Origin of the sequence: Aliihoeflea aestuarii (genome assembly GCF_024105665.1) — a bacterium.
Taxonomy (GTDB): Bacteria; Pseudomonadota; Alphaproteobacteria; order Rhizobiales; family Rhizobiaceae; genus Aliihoeflea; species Aliihoeflea aestuarii.
The window spans coordinates 1-13,483 of sequence record NZ_JAAAMK010000003.1; the positions used below are offsets into that span (position 1 = coordinate 1).

The following is a 13,483-nucleotide window of genomic DNA, read 5'->3' on the forward strand; positions in this document are numbered from 1 at the left end:
ATGCACTATGATCTGGGATATATCGACCTGGAACAGAAGACCTTGCAGACCATCGACAACCCGTTCGGCACGAGGTTGTCACCCATGTCTTAGGTACATTCTGTTACCCATGTCTCCGGGTCGTACACAATAGGGAGTTGGCGCACCCGACAGGATTCGAACCTGTGACCTTCGCCTTCGGAGGGCGACACTCTATCCAGCTGAGCTACGGGTGCTTCCGTGCCTTGACGCTTGCGCCAGCGGCACAAGCGTCATAACCGAAGCACGATGGCGCATCAATATGTGATCCTTCACTGAACCGCATTACTCGGCATATTAGGGGGGTCGGATGTCGTCCCCTGCACGTTGACGCGCCGAGAGTTCCGCGGCCAGAATGCCCGCGCGCCTTTCAGGCACCGAAGGGCGCCCGCACATTTGACGAGGCATCAGATCGTCTTGAAACCGGATTCCGATTTCCCGTCCGATGCCCGGATTGACGTCCAAACGGAAGAAGGGCGCGTGACAGGGCGGATCGTGCTTGCGGGCGGTGGCCATGCGCATCTTCAGGTCGTGGAATCGTTCGGCAGGCGACCGCTTGCCGGTTGGCAAATCGTACTGGTGTCGCCGGACGAGAAGGTCATCTATTCGGGCATGCTGTCGGGCCTTCTGGCGGGACACTATCGCCGCGAGGAGGTCGAGATCGATCTTCCCGCGCTGTGCCGGGCCAACTCCGTCGATTTCATCCAGGGGCGCGGCGACGGCATCGACCGGGGCCGGCGCAGGCTGCTTCTCGATGACGGGCGCGAGCTTTCCTTCGATCTCCTGTCGCTCGACATCGGCGGCGCATTCGTGCCCGATTCCATCACGGGCGCACGCGATCATGCGATACCGGTTCGGTCGATCGACAGGCTGCTGGCGGCGGTCGGGAACGGTTCCGAGGACGAGCGGTTCACCGTGATCGGCGGCGGTGCGGGCGGGGTCGAAACCGCGCTTGCGGTGCATCATCACGCTGTCCTGCCCGGACTTCCTCCGGCGAACCGCGTGCGGCTGGTCACGGCCGGCGCTCTCCTCGAAGAAAAGCCCGACGGCTTGCGCCGGCAGATCCGCAAGCTGTTCGAGACGCGCGGCATTTCGCTTATAGAACATGCGCCGGTCGCGGAGATCAGCGCGACGGAAATCGTTCTGGCCGACGGCAGGCGTTTTCGTTCGGACGCGACCCTTCTTGCCGCGGGCCCGACGCCGCATGGCTGGCTTGCACATACCGGCCTCGCTCTCGAGGACGGGTTCATCGCTATTCGCCAAACGCTGCAAAGCGTGTCGGACCCGGATATTTTCGCGGCCGGCGATTGCGCCACGCTTGCCGGAGCATGGCAGCCGAAATCCGGCGTCAGCGCCGTGCGGGCCGGGGCTATCCTCGCCGAAAATCTGCACCTGCGTGCCGCGAACGAACAGTTGCGGGCATGGCATCCGCCCGCGCGGCAGTTGATGCTTCTGGCGAGCGGGGATCAGCGCGCCGTCGCGAGCTGGGGCATGTTCTGGTGCGCAGGCCGATGGGTCTGGCGCATCAAGGACCGGATCGACCGGCGCTGGGTGAAGCGCTTTACGATTTTCAGTTGAAGGCGGCGAGCATCGGGCGGCGCGGCTGCGGCGCGTTCGGTGCGCTCGTTCCGACCATCGGCATATATTGCTCGATCAACTCCTGCATGTGCGCGTTGCGACTTCTTGCCGTCTCGCCGCCCATGACCACGGCCACCATCTGCCGTCCGCCGCGATCGACGGAGGTGGCCAGATTGAAGCCCGATGCGCGGATATAACCGGTCTTCAGGCCATTGACGCCCGCAACGCTTTCGAGAAGATCGTTATGCCCGCGTATGGTGCGGCCCGCATAGGTGAATTCGCGGTTGCCGAAATAGTGATAATGATGCGGGAAGCGCTTGCGCAACGCGATCGAAAGCAGCGCCATGTCGCGCGCAGTCGTCTGCTGGCCGGGGTTGGGCAGGCCGGACGCGTTGCGGAACGTGGTCGACGACATGCCCATCTGGCGTGCGCGCTGCGTCATCAATGCCGCGAAATTCTCTTCCGTGCCGCCGAGATGCTCGGCGACTGCGACAGCCACATCGTTCGCGGAGCGAATGACGAGGGCACGGATCGCCGAATCGACATCGATGGTACCGCCGCGATCGAAGCCGATCTTGGTCGGCACCTGCGCGCGCGCGTATTCCGACACGGGGATCATCGATGCCTTGGTGAGACGGCCCTGGTCGAGCGTCTCGAACAGCATGAAAACGGTCATCATCTTGGTCAGCGAGGCCGGATAGCGAAGCGCATCGGCATGCGCCGAATAGAGCGCCTGACCGGAATTAACGTCGACGACGATGGCGGCATATTTCTCGGACGGGATCGGCGGCGGCGGATCGGGCAGGACGGAAGCCGCCGTGCAGGCCGACAGGAACAGGCACAATGCCGCCAGCATCGCCGCTGCCGGCGAAACCGGCTTCCGCCTCATCATGTCCATCCATCCCACTCCCGCAAACCCTGTCCCAAGCGGATGTTTTGCCCGAGACATGGTTAAGCGGCAATGAATAGGCCCGCCGCGCAACAAAATGTGAGCAGCGGACGGAGCCTTACTTGTCGACGCCGCCCCAGATGGCTTCGGCCGTCCTGACGACGAGGTCGAGCTTGCGGCGCTGGTCGTCGACCGTGATCGCGTTGCCTTCTTCGGTGGAGGCGAAACCGCATTGCGGCGCGATGCCGAGCTGGTCGATATCGGCGAATTTCGACGCGGCGTCGAACTGGCGCTTCAGATCGTCCAGCTTTTCGAGGTCGCCCGTCTTGGTCGTGATGAAGCCCGGCAACACCCGCTTTTTGCCCTTCGGCAGAAGGCGCAGCGGCTCCAGTCCGCCGGCGCGCTCGGTGTCGTATTCCATGAAGTAGATGTCGACGCCGGTCTTGTTGAAGATCGCGTCGGCGGCAGGGTCATAAGCGCCTTCGGCCGCATGCGTCGAGCGGAAATTGCCGCGGCACATATGCATGCCGATGACCATGTCGTCGGGACGATCCTTGATCGCTTCGTGCATCATCCAGGCATATTGGTCGATCAACCAGTCCGGATCATCGCCCGCCGCCTTCTTGTCGGCGCGGTGCTTGGGATCGCACAGATAGGCGAAGAAGATATCGTCCATCTGGAGATAGCGGCAACCGGCCTCGTAGAACGCCTTGACGGCCTTGGCATAGGTCTTCGCCAGATCGGCGAAAAGCACCTCGACGTCCTTGTACTCGGCCGGATGGATGTCGTCCTTGGCGACGCGGAAATGGCAGCAGCTCGGGCCGGGGATCGAAATCTTCGGCGTCGCCCTCGTGTTCGCCGCGACGAACTTGAAGTGCTCCAGCATCGGGTGGTCGTCGGGGAAATCGAGCTTGCCCGTGATCGTCGGATAGACCGGCGGAATCTTGGTGCCGTGGAACTGGACGCCCTCCTGACGGCGCTCCAGCTCGAACCCGGTCAGCTCGCCCATGAAATCGAAGTGCCAGAACTGGCGGCGGATTTCACCGTCGGTGATGGCGGGAATGCCGGCTTCTTCCTGAAGGCGGATGACGTCGCGGATCGCCTCGTCCTCGACGGCCGCAAGTTCGTCCGCCTCGATCGATTTGTCCTCGAAGAACTTCCTGCGGGCATCCTTGACCGATTGCGGGCGAAGCAGGCTGCCGACATGGTCGGCGCGAAAGGGCGGGGTGGCGGGCATTATATTCTCCTCGGACATAACGACATGTGCATGCGCTTACACGGCATTGAAACGTGCCGCAAGCTTGCATGCTCTCAGGCGCGCAAGCCGCCCTGCTCGACGATGAAGTCGACGATTTCGGCCACGCCCTTGCCGCGCGACAGGTCGGTGAAACCGAAGGGGCGCTCGCCGCGCGAGGCTTTGGCGTCGATGTCCATCTGACCCAGATCGACATTCACGTAGGGCGCCAGATCGGCCTTGTTGACGACGAGGAAATCCGACCGCGTGATGCCCGGCCCGCCCTTGCGCGGGATGTCGCCGCCCTGGCAGACGGAGATGACATAGAGCGTCAGATCGGCAAGGTCGGGCGAGAAGGTTGCGGCGAGATTATCGCCGCCCGATTCGATGAAGATAATGTCGAGGCCGGGAATGCGCGCGTTGAGCGCATCGATCGCCTGAAGGTTGATCGAGGCGTCTTCGCGGATGGCGGTGTGCGGGCAACCGCCGGTTTCCACACCGACGATCCGGTCTTCGGACAGCGCCTGGAGGCGCACGAGGGCGGTGGCGTCTTCCTTGGTGTAGATGTCGTTGGTGACGACGGCGATGGAGAACTCGTCACGCATCGCCTTGCAGAGCTTTTCGGTCAGCGTCGTCTTGCCGGAGCCGACAGGCCCGCCGATGCCGACGCGCAGGGGGCCATTGGGTGAAGTCATGAGCGGAACAGCCTTACATGTTGGGTTTCGTGGTTCATGGCGGCGATTTCGGCAGTCAGCGCCGCGCTGCCCAGATCGTCCAGCGAAGCGAGCGCGGCGCGATCCGCCATCGCGACGATCCTCGGTTCCAGAGCATGAAGAAGGCGCACGCCCGCATCCTGCCCGAGAAGCGAAAGCCGGATGCCGGCCTGAATCTGGTTGGAGGCGAAGCCTTGCGCGAATGCGGCGACGGTGGCGTCGAGATCAAGCCCGACCCAGCCGGCCGATGCGCCGAACGCGACCGGATATGGGCATGGGTCGGGCAGCGTGCGTTCTCCCGTCCATTGCGCCACATATTTCACAAAGGCCGCGCCCTGCGCCATCGTCTCCAGATGACGCTCGACTGAGCCGGCCATCGCCTCGCAAAGTTCGGCAAGCTCAACGAGGTCGCCATCGGTGGTCGCACGCTTCCACGCCTGCGCGGCCAGAAGCGCATCATTCCATGCCGTGCCATGGTCGAGCAGGACTTGGAGCCAATCAGTCAAGCCGTTCGCATTGGCGACGAGGCCGTCGCCCGCCGCCCGCTCCAGCCCGTGGCTATAGCTGAACGCGCCGACCGGAAAGGCCGGCGACAGCCATGCCATCAGCCTGAGCGATGCGGCCGTATCAGCCATGGCCGTGCGAATGGTGATGGTCGTGACCGTGCGCCTTGCCGGAATAGGCCCCGCGCACCGGCTCGAAACCCGTCCTGACATGAACGACCGTCGCGCCGAGCCCTTCCAGCATCGCCTCGATGACATGGTCGCGCAGGATGAGGATGCGGTCGTCCTCGATCTGTGCGGCGAGGTGCCGGTTTCCGATATGCCAGGCGAGTTCGACCAGATGCAGCCTGTCGCGCGGGCGGATTTCGAGAAGGTTCTCGTCGGCCGCCCTGACCTCCGCCAGGTCGCCGGTATCGAGTAGAAGGCAATCGCCGGCCGCCAGGGCGACCGGCTGCGGCAGATCGATGAGGACACGCGCACCTGTATCGAGGATCAGGAGCTTGCGGCGCAAATGCCGCTCGTCATGCGCGAGCCCTGCGTTACCGATCACGTTGCGCCCGTCGCGATCCTGCGCCCGCACGACGGCGTTCCCCCGGTACATCATGCTTCTGTTGATTCCTTTTCTTTTTGCTTCGCACGCGCCAGCGCCGGGCGGGCCAGCACGCGGTCGAAATAGGCGTTGACGCGGTCCGATGCGATCTCGAATTTCGCCCCGCGCGCCCATTGCCCGCAATGGCCGAGAATCACGTCGGCGCAAGTGAAGCGGTCGCCCATGGCGAACTGCCTGTCGCCTAGACGTTTGTCGAAGGTCTCGACCTCGCGATCAAACTCGGCCTTCGTCCACGGGCCGACTTCCGCGCGCTGGTCATCGGGCAGCATCATCCGATGCTTGAGCTTGTTCCAAAGCGGCGCTTCGAGTTCCACCTGCGCGAAGAAAAGCCACGAAGCGATCTCGCCGAGCTCGGCCGGATTGTCACCGCCCATGCCTTTGTCGGCATGCTTGTTGGCGAGATAGAAGACGATTGCGGCCGAATCGACGATGATGACATCGCCATCTTCAAGCGCGGGCGCCTTGCCGCTCGGATTGTAGCGATACATGAGTTCGGAATGCTGTTTGGCGGGCGCGAATTCATATGCTTCCCCCAATTCTTCCAACATCCATGTCACACGCACGAGACGCGAACCTGGCGCGCCGATAGCCTTGTACATTCCAGTCCTCCCAAAATTTCTGCGATGCGACGCTAGAACAGAAAATACCGTTGCGCCATCGGCAGAACCGTCGCCGGCTCGCAGGTCAGGAGTTCGCCGTCGGCGCGGACCTCGTAGGTTTCCGGATCGACCTCGACATGCGGCATCGCATCGTTGAGCACCATGGAGCGCTTGGAGATTCCGCCGCGCGTGTTTTCCGCCGCGACCATCTCCTTGTCGACGCCGAGCCGCCCTTTCAGACCCGAATCGAGCGCTGCGCGGGAAACGAAGGTGACGGACGAATTCGTCACGGCCTTGCCGAAGGAACCGAACATCGGCCGGAAATGAACCGGTTGCGGCGTCGGGATGGACGCGTTCGGGTCGCCCATCGGCGCCGCCGCGATCATGCCCCCGACCAAAACCATGTCCGGTTTGACGCCGAAGAAGGCCGGGTTCCAGAGCACGAGGTCCGCGCGCTTGCCGATCTCGATCGAGCCGATCTCCTTCGACAGTCCTTGAGCGATGGCCGGATTGATCGTGTATTTCGCGATGTAGCGGCGAACGCGGAAATTGTCGTTCTCGCCGGTCTCTTGCCTCAGGCGGCCGCGCTGGCGTTTCATCTTGTCGGCCGTCTGCCAGGTGCGGATCGCCACTTCGCCAACGCGGCCCATCGCCTGAGAGTCCGACGAGATGATCGAAAACGCGCCGATATCGTGCAGGATGTCCTCGGCCGCGATTGTCTCCTTGCGGATGCGGCTTTCGGCGAAGGCCACGTCCTCGGGGATAGAGGGCGACAGGTGATGACAGACCATCAGCATGTCGAGATGTTCGGCGATCGTGTTGACCGTGTAGGGCCGGGTCGGATTGGTCGAGGACGGGATGAAGTTCTCGAAACCGCAGACCTTGATGATGTCGGGCGCATGTCCGCCGCCCGCGCCCTCGGTGTGGAAGGCGTGGATGGTGCGGCCGCCGATGGCCGCGATGGTATCTTCCACGAAACCGCTTTCGTTCAGCGTATCCGTGTGGATCATCACCTGAATGTCGAACGCGTCGGCGACCGACAGGCAGCAATCGATGGCCGCCGGCGTCGTGCCCCAGTCCTCGTGAAGCTTGAGCGCGCAGGCCCCGCCGAGGATCATCTCCTCCAGCGCCTTGGGCTGCGAGGCGTTGCCCTTGCCCGACAGGCCGATATTCATCGGGAACGCGTCGAAGGACTGGATCATGCGCGCCAGATGCCACGGTCCGGGTGTGCAGGTGGTCGCCAACGTGCCATGCGCCGGGCCGGTGCCGCCGCCGAGCATCGTCGTGATGCCGGAATTCAGCGCCTCCTCGATCTGCTGCGGGCAGATGAAATGGATGTGCGCGTCGAAGCCGCCCGCTGTCAGGATCTTGCCCTCGCCAGCGATCGCCTCGGTGCCGGGGCCGATGATGATCGTCACGCCGTCCTGCGTATCCGGGTTGCCGGCCTTGCCGATCGAATGGATGCGACCGTCCTTCAGCCCCACATCGGCCTTGTAGATGCCGGTGTGGTCGACGATCAGCGCATTGGTGATCACCGTGTCTACCGCGCCGTCGGCGCGCGCGACCCGGCTCTGGCCCATGCCGTCGCGGATGACCTTGCCACCGCCGAACTTCACCTCCTCGCCATAGGTGGTCAGGTCGTGCTCGACCTCGATGAAGAGTTCCGTGTCGGCAAGGCGAACCTTGTCGCCGGTCGTCGGTCCGAACATGCGCGCATAGGCGGCGCGCGACAGGCGGCTAGGCATGATTTTCTCCTGGGAAACGATCGTTCTCAACGACTTGGCGGCGAGGCGACACATGGTCGTCACATTGCACACGCTGTCGCCACGAAATGACCCGCGAATGGCCTCGCGCCGAATGAAACCGAGCCCGCGGCGAAGCATTGAGGGACCAGTCGTTCACGGACGGCAATCGTGAGCAAGGGACAGATTTCAAATCGAACCGAAGAGGAAATTCACGATGAAACGGATTATCGGACTGACCACCGCCGCCCTGATGAGCGCTTCGATGCTTGCAGGCCCAGCCTTGGCGCAGCAATCGCCAGTCGCACCGGGAGCCGGTGACGGCACCGAAGTCGAAACCGGCGTGACGGGTGGCACCGACACGATGGAAGCGCCCATGGGGGAAGCCCCGGCCGGCGCAACGACCTTGCCGGCTGAGGTCGATACGGACGCGACTGCCGCTATCGGCGGCGAGGCGACCTTCGACGGCGCGCTTGCCGCTATCGAGGGCAACGCCACCAGCACCGCCGCCATCGACACGATGACGGAAGTCGGCAGCGTGGATGTCGTTCGCATCGGCGAGCTGGAAGGGGCCGACATGACGGCGCTGGAGACGGCCACGAGCGAGCGCAGCGCGGAAATCACCGAGTTGCAGGCGGCGCTCGAAGCCAACACGGCGGTTTCGTCGGCACTCGAGGCCGAAGATGTCGCGGTGGCCGACGTCGTCGCGGCCGAGACTGCAGCCGATGGCGAACTGGTCGTCTACGTCCAGTAACAGGCGGTCCGAGACGATTTGTGGCGGCGCGGGCTTGAACCCGCGCCGCCTTTTCGTGTTAGGAGAGATGGGTTTCGCGGTTGCGAAATATGCTCGCCCGCTCCAGATATGAAACACAAACGGACGATCGAGAGACCAAACGAGATGGCCACCACCCAGCCCAAACATGCGTCGCGACTTGCCATCCTCCTGGCCGGGGCGCTTGCCTGCGCCGCGCCGTCCGCCCTTGCCCAGGGCCTCGACAGCGAAGGCGCGATCGACACCATCGTCGACAGCGAGGTCAAGACGGAGGAATTGAGCGCGACCGAGGAAAGCGGCCGGGTCGTCACGGCGATCGACGCGAGCCTCGACAACGCGCAGATCGTGCGCCGCGCCTTCAATATCGAAGAAGTCGATATCGTCTTCCTGCCGGGAGTGGGTGCAGGCGACAGCGGGATCAGCGAAAAGCGCGCGGAAAATGCCGACCAGATCGTCGAATTGCAGCAGGCGATCGAGGGCAGCGCGATCTTCTACCACGCGGTGAATTCGCGGCAGATTCTGGTACGCGACATCGTCGCGATCGAATTCGAGAACGAGAACAGGACGGCGACGATCTTCGTCGCCGGCGCGGAGCCGGGAACGGCCGTTCCCGAGGCGCCCGCCGACGAGCCTCCGGCAGAACCCGAAGCCGCGCCGGACGCACCCGCCCAGTAGGCGCGTCACCGTCACAGCGCGCCCATGATCTTCTGCTGAAAACCGAAGATCGTGCGCGCGCCGCCGATCGGGATCAAAGTCACGTCGCGCTCCTGGCCGGGCTCGAACCGCACGGCGGTGCCGGCGGCGATATCGAGGCGCATGCCGCGCGTCGCGTCGCGATCGAAGACGAGCCCCTCATTGACCTCATGGAAATGATAGTGGCTGCCGACCTGGATCGGCCGGTCGCCGGCATTGGCGACCTTGAGCGTCACGGCCTCCTTGCCGCCGTTCAGTTCGATCTCGCCGTCGGCCGCGATTATCTCTCCGGGAATCATCGATACCTCCTTAGCCGGCAACGAAGACGAGCAGCCCGGTGAACGCCGTTGCCGCACCCAGCGCACGAACGGGCAGATCGCGCAGGTCGAATCGTGTGAGCGCAACGGCCAGCCATATGCCCGCACCATGCAGCAGTACGGTGGCGATAAGGAAACCTGCACCGTAGACGAGCGTTTCCGATTGCCCCATTTCCGTGCCGTGAGCATGGCCGTGGAACACCGCGAACAGACCAATGAGGATGGCGGCAGGCACGACGGGCAGCCTGACGGACGCGGCCACCAGAAGACCGATCACGACCACGGAACCGAGGATCATCGGCTCGACATAGGGCAGCGGCACGCCGCCCAGCGCCGCGAGGAACCCCGCCGACATGAAGGTGACGAAGGCTGCGGGAACGGCAAGCACCGCCCGGCCGCCGAGCGCGGCCGCCCACAACCCGACGGCGACCATCGCCAGAATATGATCGAGCCCCGTCAACGGGTGCAGGAAACCGGCCAGAAAGCCGTTTTCGACATGCGCGCCATGGCCCGGATGAGCGAAGGCGGCCGTCGAGAACAGCATCGCCGAAAGAACAGTGAGCGGCAGTCGCTTGGACATGGCGGAGAATCCTCGTCGTTTCATCATTTCAGCGGATCGGCTCATGGACGGTCACGAGCTTCGTGCCGTCGGGAAAGGTCGCCTCGACCTGAACGTCGTGGATCATCTCGGCGATACCTTCCATCACCTGATCACGCGTGACGACATGCGCGCCGGCCTCCATCAGGTCGGCGACCGAGCGCCCGTCGCGCGCGCCTTCCACGACGAAATCGGTGATCAGCGCGATCGCCTCGGGATGATTGAGCCTGACACCGCGCTCCAGTCGCCTGCGCGCCACGATGGCGGCCATCGCAATCAGGAGTTTGTCCTTTTCCCGTGGCGTCAAATTCATCTCATCACTTTCAGCTTGTCCAAATCTTGGGCAGACCTGCCTGCCCGTTGAGCAGTCGAGCCAGGGGCAGCAACCGACGGCGCAGGGCGTAGCCGTCCTCGGCAACGATTCTGGCAAGAAGCTTGCCAGTCCCGCCGACGCACCAGAAACTCGCACTGCCCGCCTCGCCGGTCAGCGCGCGAACGGACGTGAGCAGTTCCTCCGCATTTTCGCCGAGAAACAGAAGCGTCGCGACGGCGCGGCCACCGTTGGTAGTCGCCTGGCGGGAAAGCTGGTCCGCGACATCGGGACCGATGCGGAAATCCTCGGCATGGACGAGGCGGCCGGCATGGCGCACACGCCAGCGATCGTGAAACATCGCCCGGTCCACCCGCTCGCCCATCGCCTTCCTACCGAAGATCGTCGCTTCGAGGATCAGCGCGCTGGCGTCTTGCGCCAGATCGACGTCGAGCCGGCGCGACAGTGCCGCGCCGTCGAACAGGATCGTCTCCTGCGGCAGCCAGCAAAGACGCGCACCCGCGCCCGCCTTCAGCGCGACCGAAACTTCGGCACGGCCCGTGCCAGCGCGATAGATTTTCTCGCATGCCTGCGTCGTCAGGCTGAGGCTGGAGCCGGGGGCAGCATCGGCCGACCATTCGACCCGGTCGCCGCCGGTCAGCCCGCCGGCCGTGTTGATCAGAACCGCTTCAAGCGCGGCGCTTTCAGGTGCGGGAAAGCGAATCTTGGCCGCGCCCTCCTGAAACAGGCGGTGAAGACGCGTGCGGCCATCGATCTGCCTGACCGAGACCCGTCCATCGGCGCGCACGCGTTGCAATACCGGAGGCTGGACGGGAATCATGATCGGTTCGAAATTCCAGATTGGCGAACGCTGTGTATCGGCTCGCAGGACAGCGTAACGCTTGCAACCGGCATGCCAAGCCATATCTCGTTGGGACCCACCAACGGAGCGCTTCATGTCCGACCTGTCCGCCTTCCCCATCACCAAACGCTGGCCCGCCACACATCCCGATCGTCTTCAGCTCTATTCGCTGCCGACGCCGAACGGCTTGAAGATTTCGATCGCGCTGGAGGAAATGGGCCTGCCCTATGAGGCGCATCTCGTCGATTTCGACACCAACGATCAGACGACACCGGAATTCCTGTCACTCAACCCGAACAACAAGATTCCCGCGATCATCGACCCTGACGGTCCCGGCGGAAAGCCGCTCGGCCTGTTCGAATCCGGCGCGATCCTCGTCTATCTCGCCGAAAAGACCGGCAAGCTCCTGCCGACAGACGCCGCGCGGCGCTACGAGACGCTGCAATGGCTGTTCTTCCAGATGGGCGGCATCGGGCCGATGTTCGGTCAGTTCGGCTTCTTCTACAAATTCGCAGGTAAGGAATTCGAGGACCGGCGTCCGGCCCATCGCTACCGCGACGAATCGCGACGCCTGCTCGGTGTACTCGACAAGCGGCTCGACGGTCGCCAATGGATCATGGACGACGAGTATACGATCGCGGACATCGCGATGTTTCCATGGATACGAGGTGTGGACGTCTTCTATGGCGGGCGCGAAGAACTCGGTTTTGACGAGGTGCCGAACGTCACGTCCTGGCTCGAACGCTGTATCGCTCGGCCGGCAAGCCAGATCGGCCTGAATGTGCCCAAGCGAGACTGACGCGCCGGCCCCGAAGGCGAATTGACGGACGGCGAAATGATTATGTAGGATAACAAAGTCCGTCATGGACCTTCAGGGAGGAAGACATGAAGAATTTCTCACGCGCGCTCATGCTCGCGACCATGGCGGTGCCGTTCGCGGCGACCGCCGCACTCGCCGACATCACCATCGGCGTTACCGTTTCGGCCACCGGATCGGGCGCGGCGCTCGGCATCCCGCTGCGCAACTCGGTCGAATTGTGGCCCGACAATATCGACGGCGAGCCGATCCGCGTCATCGTGCTTGACGATCAGGGAGACCCCTCGATCGCGACCACCAATGCGCGCCGCCTGATCACCGACGACAATGCCGACGTGATCGTCGGTTCGGCCCTGACGCCCGCATCGATCGCGGTGGCAGGCGTTGCCGCCGAAACCGAGACGCCTCATTTGACCGCTTCGCCCGTCCCGCCGAACGTTTCGGACGGCGAGTGGACTTTCGTCCTGCCGCAATCGGCGGGGCTGATCGCCCGCACGCTGTTCGCCAAGATGCAGGCGGACGGCGTCAATACCGTCGGCTATATCGGCTTTTCCGATTCCTATGGCGATTTGTGGGTCAGCCAGATGAGCGCCATCGGCGCCGAATATGGACTCGAAATGGTGGCCGAGGAGCGCTATGCGCGTCCGGACACCTCCGTATCGGGGCAGGTGCTGCGCCTCGTCGCCGCCCAGCCGGACGCCGTCTTCGTCGGTGCATCCGGCACCGGCGCGGCATTGCCGCAGATCGCCCTTCGCGAACGCGGCTATGAGGGCACGATCTACCAGACGCACGGGGCCGTGACGTTCGACTTCCTGCGTATCGCCGAAGGCGCGGCCGCCAACACCATCTTCGCTTCCGGACCGGTCATGGTCGCCGAGCTTCAGCCCGACGCATCCGAGACCAAGGCGGACGGCATGGAGTACGTCACCGCCTATGAGGAGCGTTTCGGCGAAGGCACGCGCACGCAGTTTGGCGCGCATATCCACGACGCGATGGCGATCCTGAAAGTCGCGGTGCCGCTGGCCATGGAAAGCGCGGAGCCCGGCACGCCGGAATTCCGCGCGGCATTGCGCGAAGCGATCGAGACCGGCGGACCTTTCCCGGCCAGCCAGGGCGTGTTCGAGTTCACGCCGGAAGATCACCTCGGCCTCGACGAGCGCGCCGTGGTGCTTCTGACCGCCAATGAAGGCACGTTCGAACTGGTCGACTGACCGGTTTGCGCTGCCGA

At 63.8% G+C, this 13,483-nt stretch carries 16 protein-coding genes and 1 tRNA gene; 5 read left to right on the forward strand and 12 right to left on the reverse strand.

The window, feature by feature from the left end; all coding sequences use genetic code 11:
• Positions 1-138 precede the first annotated feature (138 nt).
• Positions 139-215 (reverse strand) — tRNA-Arg (locus GTW25_RS07625).
• 283 nt (positions 216-498) lie between these two features.
• Between GTW25_RS07625 and GTW25_RS07630 the strand changes: the two genes are divergently transcribed.
• Positions 499-1,596 (forward strand): FAD-dependent oxidoreductase, encoded by a 1,098-nt coding sequence (locus GTW25_RS07630; RefSeq protein WP_252911463.1) that lies wholly within the window; start codon positions 499-501, stop codon positions 1,594-1,596.
• On the opposite strand, the gene GTW25_RS07635 is transcribed toward GTW25_RS07630, so the two are convergent.
• The 7 genes from GTW25_RS07635 to ureC all read right to left on the reverse strand — a co-directional run bounded on the left by GTW25_RS07635 (position 1,589) and on the right by ureC (position 7,889).
• Entirely contained in the window at positions 1,589-2,488 is a 900-nt protein-coding gene (locus GTW25_RS07635; protein ID WP_252911464.1) for a D-alanyl-D-alanine carboxypeptidase family protein, read from the reverse strand. The two genes, GTW25_RS07630 and GTW25_RS07635, sit on opposite strands and share 8 nt — an antisense overlap.
• Before the next feature lie 115 nt (positions 2,489-2,603).
• Positions 2,604-3,722 (reverse strand): 5-methyltetrahydropteroyltriglutamate--homocysteine S-methyltransferase, encoded by a 1,119-nt coding sequence (locus GTW25_RS07640; RefSeq protein ID WP_252911465.1) that lies wholly within the window; start codon positions 3,720-3,722, stop codon positions 2,604-2,606.
• A 74-nt stretch (positions 3,723-3,796) separates the two neighbouring features.
• Entirely contained in the window at positions 3,797-4,414 is a 618-nt protein-coding gene (gene ureG / locus GTW25_RS07645; protein ID WP_252911466.1) for an urease accessory protein UreG, read from the reverse strand.
• On the reverse strand, positions 4,411-5,067 hold the full coding sequence (locus GTW25_RS07650; RefSeq protein ID WP_252911467.1) for an urease accessory protein UreF: 657 nt from the start codon (positions 5,065-5,067) through the stop codon (positions 4,411-4,413). The genes ureG and GTW25_RS07650 overlap by 4 nt, the downstream gene beginning before the upstream one ends.
• Complete coding sequence (locus GTW25_RS07655) at positions 5,060-5,536, reverse strand: urease accessory protein UreE (RefSeq protein ID WP_308206250.1); 477 nt, start codon at positions 5,534-5,536, stop codon at positions 5,060-5,062. The genes GTW25_RS07650 and GTW25_RS07655 overlap by 8 nt, the downstream gene beginning before the upstream one ends.
• Positions 5,536-6,144: a glutathione S-transferase family protein gene (locus tag GTW25_RS07660; protein WP_252911469.1), complete on the reverse strand. Its 609-nt coding sequence runs from the start codon at positions 6,142-6,144 to the stop codon at positions 5,536-5,538. The genes GTW25_RS07655 and GTW25_RS07660 overlap by 1 nt, the downstream gene beginning before the upstream one ends.
• A gap of 32 nt (positions 6,145-6,176) precedes the next feature.
• Entirely contained in the window at positions 6,177-7,889 is a 1,713-nt protein-coding gene (ureC, locus tag GTW25_RS07665) for an urease subunit alpha (protein ID WP_252911470.1), read from the reverse strand.
• Between the two features lie 214 nt (positions 7,890-8,103).
• Here ureC and GTW25_RS07670 point away from each other — a divergent pair, with 214 nt between their 5' ends.
• Positions 8,104-8,640 carry a hypothetical protein gene (locus tag GTW25_RS07670; protein ID WP_252911471.1) on the forward strand — a complete coding sequence of 179 codons (537 nt, stop codon included), beginning with the start codon at positions 8,104-8,106 and terminating at the stop codon, positions 8,638-8,640.
• A gap of 144 nt (positions 8,641-8,784) precedes the next feature.
• A complete protein-coding gene (locus tag GTW25_RS07675; protein WP_252911472.1) occupies positions 8,785-9,333 on the forward strand; it encodes a hypothetical protein in 549 nt (182 codons plus the stop codon).
• 11 nt (positions 9,334-9,344) lie between these two features.
• Here GTW25_RS07675 and GTW25_RS07680 read toward each other — a convergent pair whose 3' ends face one another.
• Genes GTW25_RS07680 through GTW25_RS07695 form a run of 4 tightly spaced genes read right to left on the reverse strand, consistent with a single transcriptional unit; the run spans position 9,345 to position 11,417 of the window.
• On the reverse strand, positions 9,345-9,650 hold the full coding sequence (locus GTW25_RS07680; protein WP_252911473.1) for an urease subunit beta: 306 nt from the start codon (positions 9,648-9,650) through the stop codon (positions 9,345-9,347).
• 10 nt (positions 9,651-9,660) lie between these two features.
• The gene (locus tag GTW25_RS07685) at positions 9,661-10,248 is read right to left on the reverse strand and encodes a HupE/UreJ family protein (RefSeq protein ID WP_252911474.1); all 588 of its coding nucleotides are present in this window, start codon (positions 10,246-10,248) and stop codon (positions 9,661-9,663) included.
• A 28-nt stretch (positions 10,249-10,276) separates the two neighbouring features.
• Positions 10,277-10,579: an urease subunit gamma gene (locus tag GTW25_RS07690; protein ID WP_252911475.1), complete on the reverse strand. Its 303-nt coding sequence runs from the start codon at positions 10,577-10,579 to the stop codon at positions 10,277-10,279.
• Positions 10,580-10,589: 10 nt separating this feature from the next.
• On the reverse strand, positions 10,590-11,417 hold the full coding sequence (locus GTW25_RS07695) for an urease accessory protein UreD (RefSeq protein ID WP_252911476.1): 828 nt from the start codon (positions 11,415-11,417) through the stop codon (positions 10,590-10,592).
• Between the two features lie 115 nt (positions 11,418-11,532).
• Here GTW25_RS07695 and GTW25_RS07700 point away from each other — a divergent pair, with 115 nt between their 5' ends.
• Positions 11,533-12,237 (forward strand): glutathione binding-like protein, encoded by a 705-nt coding sequence (locus GTW25_RS07700; RefSeq protein WP_252911477.1) that lies wholly within the window; start codon positions 11,533-11,535, stop codon positions 12,235-12,237.
• A gap of 86 nt (positions 12,238-12,323) precedes the next feature.
• Positions 12,324-13,466 (forward strand): ABC transporter substrate-binding protein, encoded by a 1,143-nt coding sequence (locus tag GTW25_RS07705; protein ID WP_252911478.1) that lies wholly within the window; start codon positions 12,324-12,326, stop codon positions 13,464-13,466.
• Positions 13,467-13,483 lie beyond the last annotated feature (17 nt).

What these genes read in the sequence shown, in the direction of transcription:
- GTW25_RS07695 (WP_252911476.1), bottom strand. Translation starts at nt 11,417, where the DNA reads ATGATTCCCGTCCAGCCTCCGGTATTGCAACGCGTGCGCGCCGATGGA.
- GTW25_RS07635 (WP_252911464.1), bottom strand. Translation starts at nt 2,488, where the DNA reads ATGATGAGGCGGAAGCCGGTTTCGCCGGCAGCGGCGATGCTGGCGGCA.
- GTW25_RS07670 (WP_252911471.1), top strand. Translation starts at nt 8,104, where the DNA reads ATGAAACGGATTATCGGACTGACCACCGCCGCCCTGATGAGCGCTTCG.
- GTW25_RS07705 (WP_252911478.1), top strand. Translation starts at nt 12,324, where the DNA reads ATGAAGAATTTCTCACGCGCGCTCATGCTCGCGACCATGGCGGTGCCG.
- GTW25_RS07700 (WP_252911477.1), top strand. Translation starts at nt 11,533, where the DNA reads ATGTCCGACCTGTCCGCCTTCCCCATCACCAAACGCTGGCCCGCCACA.
- GTW25_RS07660 (WP_252911469.1), bottom strand. Translation starts at nt 6,144, where the DNA reads ATGTACAAGGCTATCGGCGCGCCAGGTTCGCGTCTCGTGCGTGTGACA.
- GTW25_RS07650 (WP_252911467.1), bottom strand. Translation starts at nt 5,067, where the DNA reads ATGGCTGATACGGCCGCATCGCTCAGGCTGATGGCATGGCTGTCGCCG.
- GTW25_RS07685 (WP_252911474.1), bottom strand. Translation starts at nt 10,248, where the DNA reads ATGTCCAAGCGACTGCCGCTCACTGTTCTTTCGGCGATGCTGTTCTCG.
- GTW25_RS07640 (WP_252911465.1), bottom strand. Translation starts at nt 3,722, where the DNA reads ATGCCCGCCACCCCGCCCTTTCGCGCCGACCATGTCGGCAGCCTGCTT.
- ureG (WP_252911466.1), bottom strand. Translation starts at nt 4,414, where the DNA reads ATGACTTCACCCAATGGCCCCCTGCGCGTCGGCATCGGCGGGCCTGTC.
- GTW25_RS07690 (WP_252911475.1), bottom strand. Translation starts at nt 10,579, where the DNA reads ATGAATTTGACGCCACGGGAAAAGGACAAACTCCTGATTGCGATGGCC.
- GTW25_RS07680 (WP_252911473.1), bottom strand. Translation starts at nt 9,650, where the DNA reads ATGATTCCCGGAGAGATAATCGCGGCCGACGGCGAGATCGAACTGAAC.
- ureC (WP_252911470.1), bottom strand. Translation starts at nt 7,889, where the DNA reads ATGCCTAGCCGCCTGTCGCGCGCCGCCTATGCGCGCATGTTCGGACCG.
- GTW25_RS07675 (WP_252911472.1), top strand. Translation starts at nt 8,785, where the DNA reads ATGGCCACCACCCAGCCCAAACATGCGTCGCGACTTGCCATCCTCCTG.
- GTW25_RS07655 (WP_308206250.1), bottom strand. Translation starts at nt 5,536, where the DNA reads ATGTACCGGGGGAACGCCGTCGTGCGGGCGCAGGATCGCGACGGGCGC.